The organism is Actinoplanes sp. NPDC049668 (genome assembly GCF_044465445.1).
In the GTDB taxonomy this organism is placed as follows: domain Bacteria; phylum Actinomycetota; class Actinomycetes; order Mycobacteriales; family Micromonosporaceae; genus Actinoplanes.
This window is the reverse complement of record NZ_JBITLR010000002.1, coordinates 507,116-527,813: the sequence shown is the minus strand read 5'-3', so window position 1 is coordinate 527,813 and position 20,698 is coordinate 507,116. Positions and strand designations below refer to the sequence as shown.

The window sequence follows — 20,698 nt, the reverse complement described above, 5'->3', positions numbered from 1 at the left end:
GGACGAGCCCTGGTACGGAGGTCGATGTGCGATTCGGTGTCACCGGTCATCGAATTCTCCCGCCGGCCATCGTCGACCACGTGGTGGACCATTGGCGCCGGGTGCTGCCCGCCGGCGCCCGGCCGCACGGGGTGTCCAACCTCGCCGACGGCGCTGACCAGCTGTTCGCCGCGCAGATCCTGGCGGCCGGCGGCACCCTCGAGGTGGTGCTGCCGTGCGAGGGCTACGCCGGCACCTTGATCGCGGACGACAGCCGGGCGCGGTTCGAGGAGCTCAGGCGGGCGGCGGCGACGGTCGTCACCATGCCCTACCCGGAGCCCAGCGAGCACGCCTTCCTCGCCGCCGGTCAGGCTCTGGTGGAGCGCTGCGACCATCTCTTCGCCGTCTGGGACGGCCGTCCGGCCCGCGGACTGGGCGGCACCGCGGACATAGTCGCGTACGCCCGGGCCCGCGGACTCCCGGTCACCGTGCTCTGGGTGGACGGCGTGCTCAGGGCCTAAGGTTCGACGCGCGGCGCGGCGGGCACCGCGAGGTCGGCGAAGATGCGCCGGGCCAGGTCAAGGTGTGGCCCGCCGCCGCACGTGGTGGAGATTCCGTCGTGGGCGCGGGCCTGCTCGTACCGGTCGCCGATCTCCCGGGCCAGGACCAGCGCCTGGTCGTGCTGGGCGCGGGCGTCGGCCGCGTCGCCCGCGGCGCGCAGGACCTGGCCGAGGTCGTTGAGCGCCTCGGCCTCGCTGGCCCGGTCCCCGATCTGCCGGTGCAGGACCAGGGCCTGACGCAGGTGACCGGCCGCGTCGGCGAGCCGGCCGCCGCGGGCGTATATCGCGGCGAGATCGGTCAGCGCGTACGCCTCCGCGGTGCGGTCGCCGGCCTGCCGGACCGCGGCGAGGCTCTGTTCGAGGTGGCGGGCGGCCCGTTCGAGCTGAGCCGGCTCGCGGGACAGCCGGGCGAGCAGGGAGAGCACGTACGCCTCGCTGAACCGGTCGCCGAGCCGCGCGGAGAGTTCGAGGGCCGCCCGCAGCCGCTCGGTCGCCTGCTCCTCGTCGCCGAGCCGGGCGTCGACCAGCCCGAGCTGGACCAGGGCGTCGGCCTGCCCGGCCTCGTCGCCGAGCCGCCGGTGGTGTGTCCAGGCCCGCTGATAATGCTCCGCGGCCTGCCGGTAGTCGCCGAGTCGCCAGTGGACGCTGCCCAGGTTGCGCAGCGCCACCGCCTCGGCGGCGCGCTCGCCGAGGTCGGCGTAGAGGGCCAGGGCCTGCCGGTAGATCGCGGCCGCCTCGTCGAGGCGTCCCTGCCGCCGGTGCAGCCGGCCCAGATCGGACAGCGCCCGGGCCTGTGCCGCCCGGTCGCCGGCGGCACGGGCGGCCGAGACGGCGGACGCGGTGACGGTGACCGCCTCGGCGACCGGGCCGCCGGCGTCGAGATAGCGGAACAGGGTTCCCGCGAGGTCGATGGCGTGCCGGTGCCAGCCGTGTGCGGCGCCGTGGAGGCAGGCGGCGGCCAGGTTGGGCCGCTCGGCCTCGATCCAGTTCCGGGCCGCGTCCGGGTCGCCGCCGGCCGCGGACTGCTCCGGGTAGAGCGCGTTCATCGCCGCGACGGAACCGGCCAGGTAGTGATCGAACAGGCGGGTCAGCGCGGCCTTGCGGTCCGGCGCGGGGTCGTGCGCCGTCGCGAGTTCCGCCGCGTACGCCCGCAGCAGATCGTGCATGCCGTACCGGCCGCCGCGTCCGATGTGGATCAGGCTGGCGCGGACCAGCACGCCGAGCAGCCGCCGGGCCTCGCCGACGTCGGCGCCGGTCAGCGCCGCGACGGCATCGACGTGCACGCTGTCGCCCGGATGCAGGCCGAGCAGCCGGAACGCCCGGGCCGCGTCGGCCGGCAGGTGCTGGTACGACCAGGAGAAGACGGCGCGGACCGCGGCGCGCGGGTCGCCGCCCGCGTCGAGCAGGTCCAGCCGCAGCCGGTGGTCGCCCAGCTCGGCGACCAGTTCGGCCAGCGAGACGTCGGTGCGCGCCGCGGCCAGCTCGGCGGCGATCCGCAGCGCCAGGGGCAGCCGGGCGCACGCCGCGGCCAGGTCCGCGGCGACCGACGGCTCGTGGTCCACCCGGGTGCCGATCAGGCGGCGCAGCAGGCCGACCGCGTCGGCCGGCGGAAGCAGGTCCAGGCCGACCCGTTCGGCGCCGTGCACGGCCACCATGGCGGGCAACGAGTCCCGGCTGGTGATCAGCACCAGGCAGGAGCCGGTGCCGGGCAGCAGCGGCCGGACCTGCTCCACCGAGGAGGCGTTGTCGAGCAGCACGAGCATCCGCCGGCCGGTCAGCTCGGACCGGTAGCGGCCGGCGCGCTCGTCGACCCCCGGCGGGATCTCCGGCCCCCGTACGCCGAGCGCGGTCAGGAACCCGGCCAGCGCGTCGGCGACCGCGACGGGCTGTTCGGCGTCGTAGCCGCGCAGGTTCACGTACAGCTGTCCGTCGGGGAACGCCTCCCGGACGCGGTGCGCCCAGCGGACGGCCAGGGCGGACTTGCCGACGCCGGCCGTGCCGGAGAGCAGGGCGACGGTCAGCGGCGGCTCGTCGCCCTCGGGCGGCGCGAGCAGCCGGTCCAGCGCGGCGAGTTCCCCGGTACGCCCGGTGAAGGCGCGCACGTCCGCCGGCAGTTGCGCCGGCACCGTCGGGGGAGCGGCGAGCTGGACGCCCGGGGCGCGGGCGTCACCGGCCGGGATGCCCAGGGTGGGGTCGGCGGCGAGGATCCGTTCGTGCAGCCGGCGTAGCGCGGCGCCGGGGTCGCTGCCGAGCTCGTCGGCGAGGCCGCGGCGGATCCGCCGGTACCGCTCGTCGGCGTCGGCCTGGCGGCCGCACCGGTAGAGGGCGAGCATCGACTGCTCGGCGAGTCGTTCGTCGAGCGGATGCTCGTCGGTGGCGGCGGCCAGCGCGGGCAACAGCTCGCCGTGCCGGCCCAGCCGGAGCAGCACGTCGTTGTGGTCCAGTTCGGCGGCGAACCGCTCGCTGAGCAGCAGCCGCCGCGTCGCGGCCAGCCACGGGGTGTCCAGGCCGGCGAACGGTTCGCCACGCCACAGGGCCAGCGCCCGGGTCGTCAGTTCAGTGGCCGACTGGTCCGACTCCGCCGCCCGCGCCTGCGTGATCAGCAGGCGGAAGCGGTGGAGGTCCACCGTCTGCGGGTCGACGGCCAGGACGTACCCGCTGGGCCGGCGCTCGATCGCCACCTCGGCGGCGAGGGCACCCCGCAACCGGGACAGGTAGCTGTAGAGCGCGCCGGCGGCCCGCTGCGGGGCGTCCTCGCCCCACACCCGGTCGATCAGCTGGTCGACCGTGACCGGGTGGCCGGCCTCGACCAGTAGCACGCCGAGAACGGAGCGTTGCCGAGCGTGTCCGATGACGATCGATTGGCCGCCGATCCGGGCCTCCACCGCGCCGAGCACCCCGAACTCCGCCGCCAACTGACCTCAGCACACCCTTCGCAAGACGCTCCCCACCAGGAGATTCAAGATATCTACAAGGATCGCGTCCAGTATCCCATGCTTCGTACAAGGTCCGTCGACGAGTATTGATCTCGTTGAAGGGGAATGGTCGCCCTCGCCCGGTTACGCGGAGCGTTACGGGGGAATCGGGACGTCAAGGTGAGGCCAAGCGCGACGGGCGACCTACCCTTCGACAAGACTTTCGCGCCGGCCGGCAACCGTGCGGGTTGGGGGAAGCGCACGGTCGCCGGCCGGACGGATCAGGCGAGCGGCGTGGTGACGGTGAAGGACGCGTCCGCCCGCAGCGTCGCGCTGCCGTCGTTGCGGTCGATGCGCAGCTCGTAGTTGTAGTGCCGGATGTAGAAGCCCGGGTAGTTGTACGACTCGAACGACGTCGTACCGGTGCCGGACAGGCCGGCGCGGCCGCAGAAGGTGGCGTCGTTGCGGAACGTCGCCGTGCCGTCGTTGGTCGCCAGCACCAGGCGGTTGTTGTAGTGACGCAGGTAGCGCCCGGCCGGATTGACCGACTGCAGCGAGTAGCAGTTGCCGTTGGCCAGCCCGGCGCCCACGGTGAACGTCGCGGACTGCCGGTCGGCGGCGCTGCTCGCCGCGCTCAGCGGGTCGAGGTAGCCCAGGTTGTCGCGGTGCCGCACGTACCGGTCGGTGAAGTTGGCCGAGCGCAGCGACCGGTTGCCGGTCGGCACGGCGGTGCTGTCGCCGACGTTCTCGCGCAGCACGGTGAAGTGCCGGACGGTGCCGGAGAGCCCGGGTAGCTCGGTCTTGGCCGACCAGGTGTTCAGGTTGGTGCTGTCGGCGTAGTAGTAGCGGCCCGCGCCGTACTGGTCGAAGTAGAGCCGCCAGGCGCCCGACGGGAGCTGCACCAGCGCCGGGCCCTCGAGCCCGGAGCCCCAGCCTGCCCAGTTGCCCGTACCGGTGAAGGTCCACGGCCCGGTGAGCGACGATGCCGTCGCGTGCTCGATGTACTTGGTGGTCTCGTTCTTGACGAACGCGTGGTAGGTGCCGCCGGAGCGCACGACGAAGGTGTCGATGTGGTTCGCCGGGATGCCGATCGCCGCGCGTGCGCTCCAGGTGGAGAGGTCGGCGCTGGTCGCGGTGATCCGGTACGGCTGGAACTGCCCCGCCGTCCCCGCGGTCGACGCGGAGAAGATGACGTGGATGCTGCCGTCGGTGTCCTTGAACCACTCCGGCGCCCAGGTGCTGCCGGTCGAGCCGTTGAGCCCGACGGTGACGTTGCGCAGGAACGTCCAGTTCACGTGGTCGGCGCTGCGGGCGAAGCCGATCGTGTTCCCGGTCCAGTTGGTGGTGTAGACGATGTAGTAGTAGCCGTCGGTGTGCCGCATGACGCTGGGGTCGCGGATCAGCCCGGACGGCGGGGTGAACGCGTTCGCCCGGATCAGGCTGTAGTCGGTGGCGTTGGACGAGTCGTAGACGTACATGTTGGACTCGCTGGAGTTGGTGAACGCGGTCATCAGGTAGTGCGGTGCCGGGCCCGCCGCGGCGGCGGTATTCGCGGGAACCACGGCGAGGGCGGCGCCGCACAGCAGGCCGCCCAGCGCGGCGGCCAGGATTCGTCGGTGCACGGCTCCTCCAATTGTGACCGGTAACAATCGATGGCGTTCATCTCAGCGCAATACATCGACTCTCGTCAAGATGTCGTCAGGGTCGGACCGTCCAGTCCTGCACGTCGATCTGGCTGCCGCCGTAGCGCGGGGCGAAGATGCTCAGCACGCCGAGGGTGCGCAGCCGCTCGTGGTCGATCAGCGGGTCGGAGTAGTAGATCGCCGCCGAGGTGTACCGCAGCGTCCAGTCCGACCAGCCGGAGGCCTTCGACGCGGTCTCGATGTGCAGCTTGCGGGTCGAGGAGTCCCCGCTGGCGACGTAGAGGTTGTCGCCGGAGTCGACGCCGATGTCACCGCGGCTGGACCGCTCCAGGAACGGCGTGTAGGTCTGGTGCCAGACCTTCGACGCCTTGTCCCGCCAGTAGTGCACCAGCACGGCGCTCTCCCGGGCGGCGGTGAAGTCCGAATTGGAGGGCGCCGCCGCGGGCAGGTGCGACGCCAGCACGTGCACGATGCCGGCCTTGTCGACGACCTGGGACTCCTGGTTGATCAGGCCGCGGTTCTGGCCGATCGACCAGACCCGCAGCCCGGCCGAGTCGGAGATCAGCGGCGTGCTGCCGGTCGTCGCGACGACCGACCCGGCGTTGTTGCGCCAGCTGCGCCCGTCGTCCCGGCTGTACGCGTAGAACAGGTCGTGATTGGTGCTCGCGTTCGAGGTCTCGCGGACCGTCCAGGTGGCGTGCAGCAGGCCCGTCGAGTCGTACTCGAGGCCGAACAGGTAGGCGTTGTTGTCGGCCGTCGTGCCGTCGATGAACTCGCCGACCAGGATCCACGCCCCGGACGCGTACTCGTAGAGCACCTCGTCGCCGGCGCCGCTGGTGCCGGTCCGCAGGGCGAGCTGCAGCTTGCCGGCCGGGGTGGTGAGGAACTGCGGGTAGGTCAGCGCCGGCATGGCCGCCCCGGTCAGGGTCGTCCGCACCGCGCCGAAGCTGCTCGCCTGCCAGGCCGCGGTGTCCGGCGAGGTGGTCAGCCCGGCGACCGACCTGCGGTAGCGCAGCGCCGAGGAGTGCATGTCGAAGGCGAGGTGCAGCGTGCCGTCCTGGCGGGAGACGCCGATGCTGATGGTGTTGTGCGAGTCGGTCGAGGTGGTCGCGTAGTCGGTGAGCCGCAGGTTCTGCCAGGCGCCGGCGGGCAGCTTGCGCCGGGACAGGTTGACGTAGCCGCTCTGGTCCCAGAACGCCGTGTACTGCCAGCCGGCGACCGTGGTGATGCCGTCCTGCTGGAAGGACTCGCCGTTCATGTAGCCGGTGTAGGTCAGCGCGGTCCGGCCCGTCGTGGTGAGCACGGTGACCGAGGTCTGTGTCACGGACGGCGCCGCCGCCAGCGCGGGCGCGCCCGCCAGGAGGGTGGCGAGCAGCAGGACCGCGGCGAGCATGAAACGTTTCATCGATCGACCTCGAATGGCTTCGACGGTGCGCGGAAGGTTTCCGAGACGTTAAGCCGCCGGATCGAAGACAGTCAAGTGCATCAATGCGATGCGAGGCTGACCCGGTTGCGGCCGCCGTGCTTGGCGGCGTACAGGGCGCGGTCGGCCCGGGCCAGCACCGGCGACGGATCGCTGCCCAGCGCGGCGCTCGCCACACCCAGGCTGACCGTCACCGGAAGGTCGCCGGTCAGCGGTGCCCAGTCGTGCTCGGCCACCGCGCGCCGCAGCTCCTCGAGCCGGGTGGCCAGGTCGGCGTCGTCCGGGCCGGCGAGCACGATCAGGAACTCCTCGCCGCCGAGCCGGGCCGCGAAGCCCGGCGCCGCGGTGGCCGCGTGCAGCAGCTCGGCGACCGCGACCAGCACCCGGTCGCCGATCTGGTGTGAGCACTGGTCGTTGATCCGCTTGAAGTGGTCCAGGTCGGCGATCGCCACGACCGCCGGCGTCCGGGACAGCAGCGCCGGCAGCTGCTCGTCGACGTAGCGGCGGTTGTGCAGGCCGGTCAGCGGGTCCCGCCGGGCCTGCTCGCGGAACCGCTCGGCCTCGCGCCGGGCCTCCGCGGTCTCGAACATCGCGTGCCGGGTGCGGGCCTGCGCCGCCCGCTCCCGCGACACCAGGCGCTGCTCGGCCGCGTGGTACTCCTTGTGCGTGGCGAAGGCGCGGGCGAACTCGCCGCGCGCGCCGTGCAGCTCCGCCTGCTCCTGCAGCACCCGCACGCCGATGCCGGCGAGGTCGCGCTCCCGGCACAGGGCGGCGCACTCGTCGAGGCTGTCCTGCGCCGCCGCGGTCTCGCCCAGGTGGCGCTGCGCCACCGCGAGGGTGAGCAGGAACTCGGCCATCGAGTCGTTGTCGTCCCCGCCGCCGGCCGCGTGCTCCGCCACGTTCGCGGCCGCGGTCCGGGCCGCGTCGGCGTGCCGGCCCAGGGCGATCTCGATGCGCGCGAGGGTGTCCATGGCGTCCGGGGTGAGCCGCTGCCCGGCCCGGTCGGTGGTCTCGCGCAGCCGCGCCATCGCGGCCCAGGCCCGCTCGAAGTCGCCGGCGAGGTACTCCGCGTACGCGAGGTTGTTGAGCACCGTCACCAGCATGGCGATGTCCGCCAGACCGAGCGCGATCTCCTCGGCCTGCCGGTACCGCTCGCGGGCGGCGTCCGGTGACCCGGCCATGGCCAGGTCGTCGGCCAGCTTCACCAGCATCACGGCGCGCAGCCGCGGCGGGGTGTCGTCGTCGAGGAACTCGACGGCGCGCAGCGCGTGCTCGAGCCCGGTCGCGGTGTCGCCGAGGTTGTCGTAGACCGCCGACAGCATCTGGTGGCTGCGGGCCAGCAGCGGCCGGTGCGCGCGCTCGTCGGCCCAGCTGTTGGCCTCCCAGCACATCCGGGCGGCCCGGGCCACGTCGCCGGCGCGCCGGTGCATGTTGGCCTGCAGCAGCCGGGCGCGGACCTGCACCGCCTCGTCCGCGAGCGCGCCGGCGGCCAGCTCGATCTGCTCCGAGCGGGCCAGCACGGTCTCGATGTCCGCCCCGAAGCGGTCCTCCAGCGCGGTCAGTTCCGCGTCCAGGTCGCGCGCGGCGATCGAGGCCTCACTCACAGCGTTCATTATCGGTCGCTGCCGCCCGATCCGGAACCTTCCGGCCCGGCCCGGCCCCGCGCGGCGCGCCGCGCGGGGTGTGACCGTCCGTCAGGCGAACACGTCCAGGGTGGCGCTCTTCTCCTGCCGCTCCGCCAGCACCTTCAGGTCGGTCTTGACGATCGCCTCCTTGTCCGCGGCGGCTACCTTCTCGGCAGCCTTCTCGGCGAGGTCCGTGGCGATCTTGTGCTGGAACCGCTGGAACTCGATGCGCGGGGCGGAACCGGTCGAGTTCGCCGGGCCGATGCCTTCTACCGCCATGCCGTACTCCCGTCAGATGATCTACTTCTCGGCCCTTCCATCGGCCGGCCGATCGCCATCTGCACCTTTATTCGGCGAATTCCTAAAGACGGGCGCGTTCCAGCCGGTCGAGCAGGGCGGTCGCGTGCCGGGCCGAGTTGATGCCGAGCCAGCGCAGCGGCTCCGGTTCCCAGCGCGGGGACCGGTGGCCGACCCAGGGCAGCCCGGTCAGCTCGCTGTCGGTGCCGGTGATCAGGTCGGCGAGCGTCCGGCCGGCCAGGTTGGCCGCCGCGACGCCGTCGCCGACGTAGCCGCCGGCCCAGGCCAGGCCGTCGCGCAGCCCTGCCGAGGGCATCCAGTCCCGGGGGATGCCGAGCGGCCCGCCCCACCGGTACGCGACCGGCACGTCGACGCCGAACAGGTCGGCCAGGGACCGGCGCAGCGCGTCGAAGACCGCCGGCTCCCGGTCGTAGGCCGGGCGCACCCGCGATCCGAAGTGGTACGGCGCGCCCCGGCCGCCGAACGCGAGCCGGTCGTCCGCGGTGCGCTGGCCGTAGACGATCATGTGCCGGTGGTCGGTGAACGTCTCCCGCCGGGCCAGCCCGATCCGCTCCCACGCCGACGGCGGCAGCGGCTCGGTGGCGATCATCAGCGAGTACACCGGCGCCAGCTCCCGGGCGTGCCCGGCCAGCCCCGCGGTGTAGCCCTCCAGGGCGCGGACCACGACGTCCGCGCGTACCGTGCCGTGGTCGGTGGCCACCGACCCGCGGGAGAGCCGCAGCGCCCGGGTGCCCTCGTAGATCGCGACGCCAGCACGCTCGACCGTCGCGGCCAGGCCGCGGACCAGGGTGGCGGGCTGCAGCGAGGCGCAGTCCGGGCTGAACGTGGCGCCGCGGACGCCGGACGCGCCGCAGATCCGCGCCGCCGCCGCGGCGTCCAGCAGCCGCAGGTCCAGGCCGTACTCCTCGGCCTCGCGCGCCTCGGCCTCGGCCCGGCGCAGCTGGGCGGCCGAGCGGGCGAGCGCCACCGTCCCGCCCTTGGCGAAGGAGCAGTCGATGCCCTCCGCCGCGGCGGCCCGGCCCACCTCGTCCACGCTCGCGGCCAGCGCGCGGTGCATGGCGACTGCCGCGTCGCGGCCGTGCCGGCGGGCCAGCGCGCGCACCGGCACCGGGAACAGCCCGGAGCACCAGCCGCCGTTGCGGCCCGACGCGCCGAAGCCGGCGTACTCGGCCTCCAACACCGCGATCCGCAGGCCGGGGTCCGCCCGCGCCAGGTAGTACGCGGTCCACAGCCCGGTGTACCCGCCGCCGACGATCGCGACGTCGACGTCGCGATCGCCGGGCAGCGGCGCCCGGGCGGCCGCCGGCTCGTGCGCGGCGGCCAGCCAGTACGACGCGCTCAGAGGTGGGTCCAGGCCTCGGTGAGCACCGAGCGCAGCGCCTGCTCGATCTCGGCGAAGTGCCGCTCCTCGCAGATCAGCGGGGGAGCGAGCTGGATGACCGGGTCGCCGCGGTCGTCGGCGCGGCAGTACAGCCCGCTCTCGAACAGCGCGCGGGACAGGAAGCCGCGCAGCAGCCGCTCGGACTCGGCGGCGTCGAACGTGGCCTTGGTGGCCTTGTCCTTGACCAGCTCGATGCCGAAGAAGTAGCCGTCGCCGCGGACGTCGCCGACGATCGGCAGGTCGGTCAGCCGATCCAGGTAGGACCGGAACAGCGCCGAGTTCGCCCGGACGTGGCCGTTGAGGTCCTCGCGCTCGAAGATGTCGAGGTTGGCCAGGGCGACCGCGGACGCCACCGGGTGCCCGCCGAACGTGATGCCGTGCGAGAACGAGTTCGCACCGCTCAGGAACGGCTCGATCAGGCGCTCGGACGCGATCATCGCGCCCAGCGGGACGTACCCGGAGGTCAGGCCCTTGGCGCAGGTGATGATGTCGGGGGTGTAGCCGTAGCGGGCGGAGCCGAAGTACTCGCCGAGCCGGCCGAACGCGCAGATCACCTCGTCGGAGACGAGCAGCACGTCGTAGCGGTCGCAGATCTCGCGGACCCGCTGGAAGTAGCCGGGCGGCGGCGGGAAGCAGCCGCCGGCGTTCTGCACCGGCTCCAGGAACACGCAGGCCACCGTGTCCGGGCCCTCGAACTCGATGGCCTCGGCGATGCGGTCCGCGGCCCAGATGCCGAACTGCTCCTCGCTCATCGACTCGTCGGGGCGCCGGTAGTAGTTGGTGTTCGGCACCTTCAGCGCGCCCGGCACCAGCGGCTCGAACTCCTGCTTGATCAGCGGCAGGCCGGTCAGCGACAGCGCGCCCATGGTGGTGCCGTGGTACGCGATGGTCCGCGAGATCGCCTTGGTCTTCATCGGCTTGCCGGTCAGCTTGAAGTAGCTGCGGGCCAGCTTCCACGCGCTCTCGACGGCCTCGGAGCCGCCGGTGGTGAAGAAGACCCGGTTCAGGTCGCCGGGCGCCAGCCCGGCGAGCCGCTCGGCCAGCTCGACCGCGGTCGGGTGCGCGTAGGACCAGAGCGGGAAGTAGGCGAGCTCGGAGGCCTGCTTGGACGCCGCCTCGGCCAGCTCGCTGCGGCCGTGCCCGGCCTGCACCACGAACAGGCCGGAGAGCCCGTCCAGGTAGCGGCGGCCCTGCTGGTCCCAGATGTACGGCCCGGAACCGCGCACGATGACCGGCACCTCGCCGGCGCCGGCGCCGGTGTACGAGGACATCCGGGTGAAGTGCATCCACAGATGGTCCCGGGCGGCGGCGGAGAGTTCTTCGGTCATCGGGTCCCCCACGCGTAGGTCTGCTTGGCGAGCTTCAGGTACATGTAAGTCTCGGTGCCGGTGACGCCCGGCACCGCACGGATGGAGTCGTTGAGCAGCGTCAGCAGATGCTCGTCGTCGGTGCAGACGAGCTCGACGAGCAGGTCGTAGCCGCCGGCGCAGTAGACGACGTAGTCGACCTCGGGTATCTGGGCGAGGGCCTCGGCCACCGGGCGCAGGTCGCCGGTCACCTTGACGCCGACCATCGCCTGCCGGGCGAAGCCCAGCATCAGCGGGTCGGTGACCGCGACGATCTGCATCATGCCTCCGTCGAGCAGGCGCTGTACGCGCTGCCGGACGGCGGCCTCCGACAACCCGATGATCTTGGCGAGCCCGGCGTAGGACATCCGTCCGTCGCGCTGCAGGTGCTCGATGATCTGCTTGTTGACATCGTCCAGGGCCAGGTCCGTCACGCAGCGATTCTGGCCTGAGCCGGGGTGAATCGCAACGGAATCCGTTGGCGAGTTCCGGTCAGTCCCGTGATTCCGTCGCGCTGGCTCCCCGAGCGTGGTGCCGGTGCTTCGGCGGGTCGCGTGCAGGTCTCACAACTGCGTTTATCGCAGATTTTTGGCCCATTGACAAGCGTTTCCGTCGCGCTAACGTGCTCGTAACACGTTTTCGGTGCTTGTTACGCGGAGGAGCGTTGTCATGCGTGTACTGCTCGTGGGCGCCGGCGGCGTGGGCGCCGCCGCCGTCGGCATCGCCGCGCGCCGCGACTTCTACGAGCACTTCGTGGTCGCCGACTACGACCTCTCCCGCGCGCGGGCGGCCGTCGCCGGCCACCGGGCGCGGGGCTTCGTCGCCGCCCAGCTCGATGCCTCGTCGGCGGCGGCCGTCGCCGCCCTCTGCCGCGAGCACGGCATCACCCACGTGCTCAACGCCGTCGACCCGCGCTTCGTCATGCCGATCTTCGACGGCGCGTACGAGGCCGGCGCCGACTACCTCGACATGGCCATGTCGCTGTCGCGCCCGCACGCCGAGCGGCCGTACACCGACACGGGCGTCAAGCTGGGCGACGAGCAGTTCGCCGCGGCCGGCCGCTGGCTGGACGCGGGCCGGCTCGCCCTGGTCGGCATGGGCGTCGAGCCGGGCCTGTCGGATGTCTTCGCGCGGTACGCCGCCGACCACCTCTTCTCCCGGATCGACGAGATCGGCATCCGCGACGGCGGCAACCTGGTCGTCGCCGGCTACGACTTCGCGCCCTCGTTCTCGGTGTGGACCACGATCGAGGAGTGCCTCAACCCGCCGGTGATCTGGGAGGCGGACCGCGGCTGGTTCACCACCGAGCCGCTGAGCGAGCCGGAGGTCTTCGACTTCCCCGGCGGCATCGGCGAGGTCGAGTGCGTGCACGTCGAGCACGAGGAGGTGCTGCTCATCCCGCGCTGGGTGCCCGCGCGGCGGGTCACCTTCAAGTACGGCCTGGGCAAGGAGTTCATCGACGTGCTGAAGACCCTGCGCAAGCTGGGGCTGGACCGCACGGCGCCGGTCCGGGTCGGCGGGGTGTCGGTGTCGCCGCGTGACGTGGTGGCGGCCTGCCTGCCCGACCCGGCGGCGCTCGGGCACCGGATGACCGGCAGCACCTGCGCGGGCACGCTGGTCACCGGCGCGGACACCGACGGCGATCCGCTGACGGTGTACCTCTACCACGTCGTCGACAACGAATGGTCCATGCGGGAGTACGGGTCGCAGGCCGTCGTCTGGCAGACGGCCGTCAACCCGGTGATCGCCCTGGAGCTGCTCGCCGCCGGGGTGTGGCGGGGCGCCGGCGTCCTGGGCCCGGAGGCCTTCGACGCCGTGCCCTTCCTCGACAAGCTCGTCGAGTACGGCTCACCCTGGCAGCTGCGAAAGCAGTGACCCGGCGAGGATGTCCAGGCCCCGGGTGACTTGCTCCTCGGAGATCACCAGCGGGGGCAGGAAGCGCAGCACGTTGCCGTAGGTGCCGCAGGTCAGCGCCAGCAGCCCGGCGTCGTGGCAGGCCCGGGCCACCGCCGCGGTGCGTGCCGGGTCCGGCTCGGTCGAACCGGGCCGGACCAGCTCGATCGCCAGCATCGCGCCGCGGCCGCGCACCTCGCCGATGCCCGCGTCGGCCGCCGCGAGGGCGTCCAGGCGCGGCCGGAACCACGTCTCGATCCGCGCCGCCGCCGCGTTCAGGTCGAGCTCGCGCATCGTCTCGATGGCCGCGAGCGCCGCCGCGCAGGCGATCGGATTGCCGCCGTACGTGCCGCCCAGCCCGCCGGGGTGCACCGCGTCCATCAGCTCGGCGCGGCCGACCACCCCCGCCAGCGGCAGCCCGCCGGCCATGCCCTTCGCCGTCGTCACCAGGTCGGGCTCGACGCCCTCGTGCTCGCAGGCGAACCACGAGCCGGTGCGGCAGAAGCCGGTCTGGATCTCGTCGGCGATGAACACCGCGCCGGCCGAGGAGGACCAGGCCGCCAGCGCCGGCAGGAAGCCGGGCGCCGGCACCACGAAGCCGCCCTCGCCCTGGATCGGCTCGATCAGCACCGCCGCCACGTTGGCGGCGCCGACCTGCTTCTCGATCACGTCGATCGCCCGCGCCGCCGCCTGCGAGCCTGCGAGGCCGCCGTCGCGCAGCGGGTACGACATCGGCGCCCGGTACACCTCCGGCGCGAACGGGCCGAACCGGTGCTTGTACGGCATCGACTTGGCGGTCAGCGCCATCGTCAGGTTGGTCCGCCCGTGGTACGCGTGGTCGAACACCACCACGGCCTGCCGCCCGGTCGCGTGCCGGGCGATCTTGACCGCGTTCTCCACCGCCTCGGCGCCGGAGTTGAACAGCGCGGCACGCTTGTCGAAGGCGCCCGGCGTCAGCTCGGCGAGCTGCTCGCAGACCGCGACGTACGACTCGTAGGGCGCGACCATGAAGCAGGTGTGGGTGAACCGCTCGACCTGCTCGCGCACGGCGGCGACGACCCGGGGCGCCGAGTTGCCGACGCTGGTCACCGCGATGCCGGAGCCGAAGTCGATCCACTCCCGGCCGTCGACGTCGTGCAGGCTGCCGCCGGACGCGTGGTCGACGTAGGACGGGATCACCGAGGTGACCCCGCGCGCGACGGCGGCGCCGCGGCGCTTGTGCAGCTCCCCGGAGTTCATCCTCAGCCCTCGAGACTGTGCATGACGTGCTTGATGCGGGTGTAGTCCTCCAGGCCGTACACGGAGAGGTCCTTGCCGTGCCCGGAGTGCTTGAACCCGCCGTGCGGCATCTCCGCCACCAAGGGTATGTGGCAGTTGACCCAGACGCAGCCGAAGTCGAGCCGCCGGGTCATCCGCATCGCCCGGCCGTGGTCGGTGGTCCAGACCGAGGAGGCCAGGCCGTACTCGACGCCGTTGGCCCAGCGCACCGCCTCGTCCTCGTCGGTGAAGCGCTGGACGGTGATGACCGGGCCGAACACCTCGTCCTGGATGATCTCGTCGTCCTGCCGCAGCCCGGACACCACGGTCGGCGAGTAGAAGTAGCCCCGCTCGCCGACCCGGGCGCCGCCCGCGTCGAGGCTGGCGTGCCCGGGCAGCCGGTCGATGAAGCCGCCGACCCGGTCCAGCTGCCGGGCGTTGTTGAGCGGGCCGTAGAGCACGTCCGCGTCGCTGGGCGGGCCGGTCCGGGTGCCGCGGGCCTGCTCGCTCAGCGCCGCGACGAAGTCGGTGTACACGCCCGGCGCGGCCAGCACCCGGGTGGCGGCGGTGCAGTCCTGGCCGGCGTTGAAGTAGCCGGCCTCGGCGATGGCCGCGGCGGCCGCCTCGACGTCGGCGTCGTCGAAGATCACCACCGGGGCCTTGCCGCCCAGCTCGAGGTGGGTGCGCTTGAGGTCGGCGGCGGCCGCCGAGGCGACCTCCCGGCCGGCCCGGACCGACCCGGTGATCGACACCATCGCCGGGGTCCGGTGCGACACCAGCGCCCGGCCGGTGTCGCGGTCGCCGGCCACGACGTTGAGCACGCCCGGCGGCAGGAACTCGGCGGCGATCTCGGCCAGCATCAGCGTGGTGACCGGCGTGGTGTCGGACGGCTTGAGCACCACCGAGTTGCCGGCCGCGATCGCGGGCGCCAGCTTCCACACCGCCATCATCAGCGGATAGTTCCAGGGCGTGACCTGCGCGCACACGCCGACCGGCTCGCGCCGCACGTAGCTGGTGTAGCCGGACAGGTACTCGCCGGCGGAGCGGCCCTCGAGCAGCCGCGCCGCGCCCGCGAAGAACCGGATCTGGTCGATCGCCGGCGGCAGCTCCTCGCTGGCGGTCAGGCCGAGCGGCTTGCCGGTGTTGCGCGACTCGGCGGCGACCAGCTCGTCGGTGCGGCTCTCCAGCGCGTCGGCGAAGCGCAGCAGGGCGCGCTGGCGCTCGGCGGGCGTGGTGTCCCGCCACTTCTCGAACGCGGCCGCGGCCGCCGCCATCGCGTTGTCCACGTCGGCCTGCCCGGAGACGGGCGCGGCGGCGAACACCTCGCCGGTCGACGGGTCGATCAGGTCCTCGTAGCGCCCCTCGACCGGCTCGACCGCGGCCCCGCCGATGAAGTTGGTCAGCACGCTCTTGGTGGTCATCCGGCCTCCCGCAGTGATATCACGCCTCGCGGAGACATCTTTCCACCGGATCCGCAGCAGACAAGACCCTAAGACCACTGTTTCCGTCGCGGTTGGCTATCTTGCGACCGGCGTGCAAGCGTGGGTGACAGTAGCGCGCGCCGGGCGAAAGGAGCAGTCATGACGGAGATCCCTGGAGACCGGCTGGGGCAGGGTTCGCCGGGCACGCCGGCGACCGGGCGGGGGCCCGGCCGCGGCGGCGACTTCTCCCGGCGCGACGACGACCACCCGTCGGCCGGCTGGGGCGCCACCCGCAGCGTCGGCCGGATCATCGCCGCCGCCCGGGAGCCGCTCGCCGCCCCGCACGCGATCCTCAAGATGAACCAGCTCAAGCTCGCCCCGGGCAAGGACGGCTTCGACTGCCCCGGCTGCGCCTGGCCGGACGACCGCAAGGGCCTGCACCTGGACGTCTGCGAGAACGGCATCAAGCACGTCACGTGGGAGATGACCCGCAAGAAGGTCGACGCCGCGTTCTTCGCCGAGCACACGGTCGCGGAGCTCAACGGCTGGAACGACTTCGACCTGGAGAACCAGGGCCGGCTCACCGAGCCGCTGAGCTACGACCCGGCGACCGACCGGTACCTGCCGATCTCCTGGGACGACGCGTACGCCCTGGTCGGCGACGCCCTGCGCGGCCTGGCCGGCCCGGACGAGGCGGCGTTCTACACCTCCGGGCGGCTCAGCAACGAGGCGACGTTCCTCTACCAGCTCATGGTGCGCGAGTTCGGCACCAACAACATGCCCGACTGCTCCAACATGTGCCACGAGGCGAGCGGCCGGGCGCTGAACGCGGCGATCGGCACCGGCAAGGGCACCTGCGACCTCGACGACTGGGAGTCGACGGACCTGCTGATCCTGATGGCGGTCAACGCCGCCTCGAACGCGCCCCGGATGCTCACCTCGCTGGCCGCGGCGGCCCGGCGCGGCGCCGAGATCGTGCACGTCAACCCGCTGATCGAGGCGGCGAGCAAGCGCACCATCGTGCCGCACGACTTCACCTCGATGGCCACCATGCGTTCCACCAAGACCGGCACCATGAACGTCCAGCCACGCATCGGCGGTGACTTGGCCCTGCTGCGCGGCCTGGCCAAGGTGGTGCTCGAGCAGGACGCCGTCGACCAGGAGTTCATCGAGGCGCACACCGACTCCTACGAGGCGTACCGCAAGCTGGTCGACGACACCGGCTGGGACGACATCGTGCACCAGTCCGGGGTCGCCGAGGAGGTCATCCGGGACCTGGCCGGCAGGTACATCGCGTCGCGGCGCACGATCATCGCCTGGTGCCTGGGCCTGACCCAGCAGGAGCACAGCGTCGACACGATGCGCGAGATCATCAACCTGCTCCTGCTGCGCGGCAACATCGGCCGCCGCGGCGCCGGGCCGTCGCCGATCCGCGGGCACAGCAACGTGCAGGGCAACCGGACGTGCGGCGTCAACCACCACCCGACCGAGGAGTGGCTGGCCAAGCACGACGCGGCGACCGGCATCGTCTCGCCGCGCGAGCACGGGCTCGGCACGGTCGCCACCATCGAGGCGATGGCGGCCGGCCGGGTGAAGGTCTTCGTCAGCCTCGGCGGCAACTTCGCCCTGGCGGCGCCGGACACCGCGGCCACGTTCGCGGCCCTGCGCAACACCGACCTGACCGTGCAGGTGAGCACCAAGCTCAACCGCAGCCACCTGGTGCACGGGCGCCGCGCGCTGATCCTGCCCTGCCTGGGCCGCACGGAGAAGGACGTGCGGGCGACCGGCGAGCAGGGGATCACGGTCGAGGACTCGATGAGCTACGTGCACCTGTCGTACGGCAAGCGCAAGCCCGCGTCGCCGCACCTGCGCTCGGAGTGCGCGATCCTGTGCGGCATGGCCCGGGCCACGCTCCCGGACTCCGCGACGCCGTGGGAGCTGTACGCCGAGGACTACGACCGGATCCGCGACGTGATGTCCCGGGCCCTGACCGGCTTCGAGGACTTCAACCGCCGGGCCCGCGAGCCGCTCGGCTTCCGGCTGGCCCAGCCCGCCCGCGAGCGGGTCTGGCTGACCGCCTCGGGCAAGGCGGAGTTCAACCCGGCGCCGATGCCGGACGTGGTGCCGCCGGCGGGGCGGCTGATGCTGTCGACGGTCCGCTCGCACGACCAGTGGAACACCACGATCTACTCCGACAACGACCGCTACCGGGGCGTCAAGAACCTGCGCACCCTGCTCTTCATGAACCGCGAGGACATGGCCGAGCGCGGGCTGGGCGAGTTCGACCTGATCGACATCACCAGCCACGCCCGCGACGGCAGCACCCGGACGGTCTGGGGCTACCGGGCGGTCGGCTACGACACCCCGCGGGGCTGCGTCACCGGCTACATGCCGGAGCTGAACGTGCTGTGCGCGCTAACCGACAACAGCCCGCAGAGCGACCAGCCGCTGACCAAGCACCTGATCGTCGAGGTCACAGCGTCCGCGCCGTAGCCGGCCCTACTGCCCGGAGCTGGTGCGGTCGCCGAGATGCTCGAGGACGGCCGGGTCGGCCGTGAGCAGCCGGTCGACCTCCTCGCCCGCGTCGCAGGTGAGCAGGGCCAGTTCGACCGCGTCCGGGGTGCGCACGAGGACCCGCCAGTTCCCGCCGGACTCCTCCCACCGCAGCAGCCGGGTAAGCGCCTCGCTCAATTCCCCACCTCCGTCAGCGGCACGTCCGGGTCGGCCAGCCGGGCCGGGTCGACCCGCTCGCCGCGCAGGCCCGCCCGGACCAGGTCCTGTATCTGGTCGGTCACATCCCACACATTAACGTTCATGCCGGCCGCGACCCGGCCGTCGACGGTCCAGAACGCGATGAACTCCCCGCCCCGCTCGTCGCCGCGGACCACCACCTCGGCGGCGGCGCCGGGCGGCACCCAGCCGGCGTACTCCATGCCCAGGTCGTACTGGTCGGTGAAGAAGTACGGCAGGTGGTCCCACCGGACGTCCTGGCCGAGCATCGCGCGGGCCGCCACCGGGCCGGTGTTCAGCGCCGTCGCCCAGTGCTCGACCCGGATCCGCGCGCCGAGCAGCGGATGGTCGATGTTGGCGACGTCGCCGGCGGCGAAGATGTCCGGGTCGGCGGTGCGCAGCCGGGCGTCGACGAGCACGCCGTTGTCGACCGGGAGCCGGGCCTGGTCGGCGAGGCCCGTGTTCGGGGTGACGCCGATCGCCACCAGCACGGCGTCGGCGGGGATGACGGTGCCGTCGGTGAGCACGACCTGCGACACGTCGGCGTCGCCGCGCAGCTCGCCGACCTGCGTGCCGAGGCGGAAGTCGACGCCCTGGTCGCGGTGCAGCCGCAGGAACACCTGCGCCATGCGGTCGCCGAGGACGTTGCGCAGCGGCAGCGCGTCGGGCGTCACCACGGTCACCTCGGCGCCGCGGCCGCGGGCGGCCGCGGCCACCTCGAGGCCGATCCAGCCGGATCCCACGATGACCAGCCGGGTGCCCCCGCGCACGGCGGCGGAGATCCGGTCCGAGTCGGCGAGCGTACGCAGGGTGAGCACGCCGCCCAGCCCGACGCCGGGCACCGCGAGGGGCCGGGGCGAGGCGCCGGTGGAGAGCAGCAGCCGGTCGTAGGTGAGCTCGTCGCCGTCGGAGAGGCGCACCCGGCGCTTCTCGGGGTCGATGGCGCCCACGGTGGTGCCGGTGCGCAGCTCGACGTCGTGCTCGCCGTACCAGGCGGCGTCGTGTACGTAGGCGTCGGCGCGCTCGGCCGTGCCGAGCAGCAGCCCCTTGGACAGCGGCGGCCGTTCGTACGGCCGCTCGTCCTCGGTGCCGATCAGCAGGATCCGGCCGGTGCAGCCCTCGGCGCGCAGGGTCTCGGCGGCCTTCGCGCCGGCGAGCCCGGCGCCGGCGATGACGAACGTGCGGTCGACGGTCATGGCACCCTCCTATCCGGACACCATGCCACGACTCCGGCGATCCCGTCGGGGGTCGCACCCGATGTGCCCGGATGATGCCGCACGGGGCGCCCGGCGCGGGTGGTGTCGTAAGGGTAGCCTTACCCGGACCGACACCAGTAGGGGAAGTGTTCTATGGCGAACAGGCCAGTCCGGGCGGCGAGGTTCGGGGAGGTCACCCGGGTCGAGCAGCTCACGCCGCACATGGTCCGCGTCGTGGTCGGCGGGACCGGCCTGGCCGGGATGAGCGCCGGCGAGTTCACCGACCACTACGTCAAGCTGCTGTTCCCGCCGCCGGGCGTCACCTACCCGGAGCCGTTCGACCCGGCCGTGATCCGCGAGACGATGCCGCGCGAGCAGCACCCGGTGGTGCGGACGTACACGGTCCGCCGCTGGCTGCCCGAGGTGCCGGAGCTGTGGATCGACTTCGTGGTGCACGGCGACGCCGGCATCGCCGGCCCGTGGGCGGCCCGCGCGCGGCCCGGCGACCCGGTCCGCTTCATGGGCCCGGGCGGCGGCTACGCGCCCGACCCGGACGCCGCCTGGCACCTGCTGGCCGGCGACGAGAGCGCGCTGCCGGCGATCGCCGTCGCGCTGGAGGCCATGCCGGCCGGGACCCGGGTCCGGGCGTTCATCGAGGTCGAGGACCCGGCGGAGGAGCAGAAGCTGGAGACGGCCGCGGACGCCGAGATCACCTGGCTGCACCGCGGCGACCGGCCGCACGGCGAGCTGCTGGTGCCGGCGGTGCGCGGGCTGGACTTCCCGGAGGGGCGGGTGCACGCGTTCGTGCACGGCGAGGCGACGTTCGTGAAGGACCTGCGCGCCCTGCTGCGGGTCGAGCTCGGCCTGCCGATGTCCCAGCTGTCGATCTCCGGGTACTGGCGCCGCGGCCTGAACGAGGACGGCTGGCAGTCCACCAAGCGCGAGTGGAACCAGCAGATCGAGCGCGAGCAGGAGGCCGCGCCGGCCTAGGCCGGCGCCTGCGCGACGATG

At 72.9% G+C, this 20,698-nt stretch carries 16 protein-coding genes; 4 read left to right on the top strand and 12 right to left on the bottom strand.

Going from position 1 to position 20,698, the window contains the following annotated elements; all coding sequences use genetic code 11:
* The first annotated feature begins 26 nt into the window (after positions 1 to 26).
* Positions 27 to 500, top strand: coding sequence for a hypothetical protein (locus ACIBSW_RS09385; RefSeq protein ID WP_354729647.1), 474 nt, complete (start codon positions 27 to 29; stop codon positions 498 to 500).
* Here ACIBSW_RS09385 and ACIBSW_RS09380 read toward each other — a convergent pair.
* The 8 genes from ACIBSW_RS09380 to ACIBSW_RS09345 all read right to left on the bottom strand — a co-directional run bounded on the left by ACIBSW_RS09380 (position 497) and on the right by ACIBSW_RS09345 (position 11,609).
* Positions 497 to 3,454 (bottom strand): BTAD domain-containing putative transcriptional regulator, encoded by a 2,958-nt coding sequence (locus ACIBSW_RS09380; RefSeq protein WP_354729645.1) that lies wholly within the window; start codon positions 3,452 to 3,454, stop codon positions 497 to 499. The two genes, ACIBSW_RS09385 and ACIBSW_RS09380, sit on opposite strands and share 4 nt — an antisense overlap.
* 281 nt (positions 3,455 to 3,735) lie before the next feature.
* Entirely contained in the window at positions 3,736 to 5,076 is a 1,341-nt protein-coding gene (locus ACIBSW_RS09375) for a glycoside hydrolase family 43 protein (protein WP_354729643.1), read from the bottom strand.
* 76 nt (positions 5,077 to 5,152) lie between these two features.
* A complete protein-coding gene (locus ACIBSW_RS09370; RefSeq protein WP_354729641.1) occupies positions 5,153 to 6,502 on the bottom strand; it encodes a BNR repeat-containing protein in 1,350 nt (449 codons plus the stop codon).
* 80 nt (positions 6,503 to 6,582) lie between these two features.
* Positions 6,583 to 8,133 (bottom strand): diguanylate cyclase, encoded by a 1,551-nt coding sequence (locus ACIBSW_RS09365; protein ID WP_404799286.1) that lies wholly within the window; start codon positions 8,131 to 8,133, stop codon positions 6,583 to 6,585.
* Between the two features lie 81 nt (positions 8,134 to 8,214).
* On the bottom strand, positions 8,215 to 8,424 hold the full coding sequence (locus ACIBSW_RS09360; protein WP_354730825.1) for a hypothetical protein: 210 nt from the start codon (positions 8,422 to 8,424) through the stop codon (positions 8,215 to 8,217).
* An 82-nt stretch (positions 8,425 to 8,506) separates the two neighbouring features.
* Entirely contained in the window at positions 8,507 to 9,805 is a 1,299-nt protein-coding gene (locus ACIBSW_RS09355) for an NAD(P)/FAD-dependent oxidoreductase (RefSeq protein ID WP_404799315.1), read from the bottom strand.
* Positions 9,802 to 11,172, bottom strand: a complete 1,371-nt coding sequence (locus ACIBSW_RS09350; RefSeq protein ID WP_354727202.1) for an aspartate aminotransferase family protein — start codon at positions 11,170 to 11,172, stop codon at positions 9,802 to 9,804. The genes ACIBSW_RS09355 and ACIBSW_RS09350 overlap by 4 nt, the downstream gene beginning before the upstream one ends.
* Entirely contained in the window at positions 11,169 to 11,609 is a 441-nt protein-coding gene (locus tag ACIBSW_RS09345) for an Lrp/AsnC family transcriptional regulator (protein WP_404799314.1), read from the bottom strand. The genes ACIBSW_RS09350 and ACIBSW_RS09345 overlap by 4 nt, the downstream gene beginning before the upstream one ends.
* Before the next feature lie 250 nt (positions 11,610 to 11,859).
* Here ACIBSW_RS09345 and ACIBSW_RS09340 point away from each other — a divergent pair, with 250 nt between their 5' ends.
* Complete coding sequence (locus ACIBSW_RS09340; protein WP_354727206.1) at positions 11,860 to 13,065, top strand: saccharopine dehydrogenase C-terminal domain-containing protein; 1,206 nt, start codon at positions 11,860 to 11,862, stop codon at positions 13,063 to 13,065.
* On the opposite strand, the gene gabT is transcribed toward ACIBSW_RS09340, so the two are convergent.
* Positions 13,039 to 14,322, bottom strand: a complete 1,284-nt coding sequence (gene gabT, locus ACIBSW_RS09335; protein WP_354727208.1) for a 4-aminobutyrate--2-oxoglutarate transaminase — start codon at positions 14,320 to 14,322, stop codon at positions 13,039 to 13,041. The genes ACIBSW_RS09340 and gabT overlap by 27 nt on opposite strands.
* A gap of 2 nt (positions 14,323 to 14,324) precedes the next feature.
* Positions 14,325 to 15,761, bottom strand: coding sequence for a gamma-aminobutyraldehyde dehydrogenase (locus ACIBSW_RS09330; protein ID WP_354727210.1), 1,437 nt, complete (start codon positions 15,759 to 15,761; stop codon positions 14,325 to 14,327).
* Between the two features lie 159 nt (positions 15,762 to 15,920).
* On the opposite strand from ACIBSW_RS09330, the gene ACIBSW_RS09325 reads away from it, so the two are divergent.
* Positions 15,921 to 18,254, top strand: a complete 2,334-nt coding sequence (locus tag ACIBSW_RS09325) for an FdhF/YdeP family oxidoreductase (protein ID WP_354727212.1) — start codon at positions 15,921 to 15,923, stop codon at positions 18,252 to 18,254.
* Between the two features lie 6 nt (positions 18,255 to 18,260).
* On the opposite strand, the gene ACIBSW_RS09320 is transcribed toward ACIBSW_RS09325, so the two are convergent.
* Together ACIBSW_RS09320 and ACIBSW_RS09315 are read right to left on the bottom strand one after the other, a co-directional pair.
* A complete protein-coding gene (locus tag ACIBSW_RS09320; RefSeq protein WP_354727214.1) occupies positions 18,261 to 18,452 on the bottom strand; it encodes a hypothetical protein in 192 nt (63 codons plus the stop codon).
* On the bottom strand, positions 18,449 to 19,687 hold the full coding sequence (locus ACIBSW_RS09315) for an FAD-dependent oxidoreductase (protein ID WP_354727216.1): 1,239 nt from the start codon (positions 19,685 to 19,687) through the stop codon (positions 18,449 to 18,451). The genes ACIBSW_RS09320 and ACIBSW_RS09315 overlap by 4 nt, the downstream gene beginning before the upstream one ends.
* Before the next feature lie 153 nt (positions 19,688 to 19,840).
* Here ACIBSW_RS09315 and ACIBSW_RS09310 point away from each other — a divergent pair, with 153 nt between their 5' ends.
* Entirely contained in the window at positions 19,841 to 20,677 is an 837-nt protein-coding gene (locus ACIBSW_RS09310; RefSeq protein WP_354727218.1) for a siderophore-interacting protein, read from the top strand.
* Positions 20,678 to 20,698: the final 21 nt, after the last annotated feature.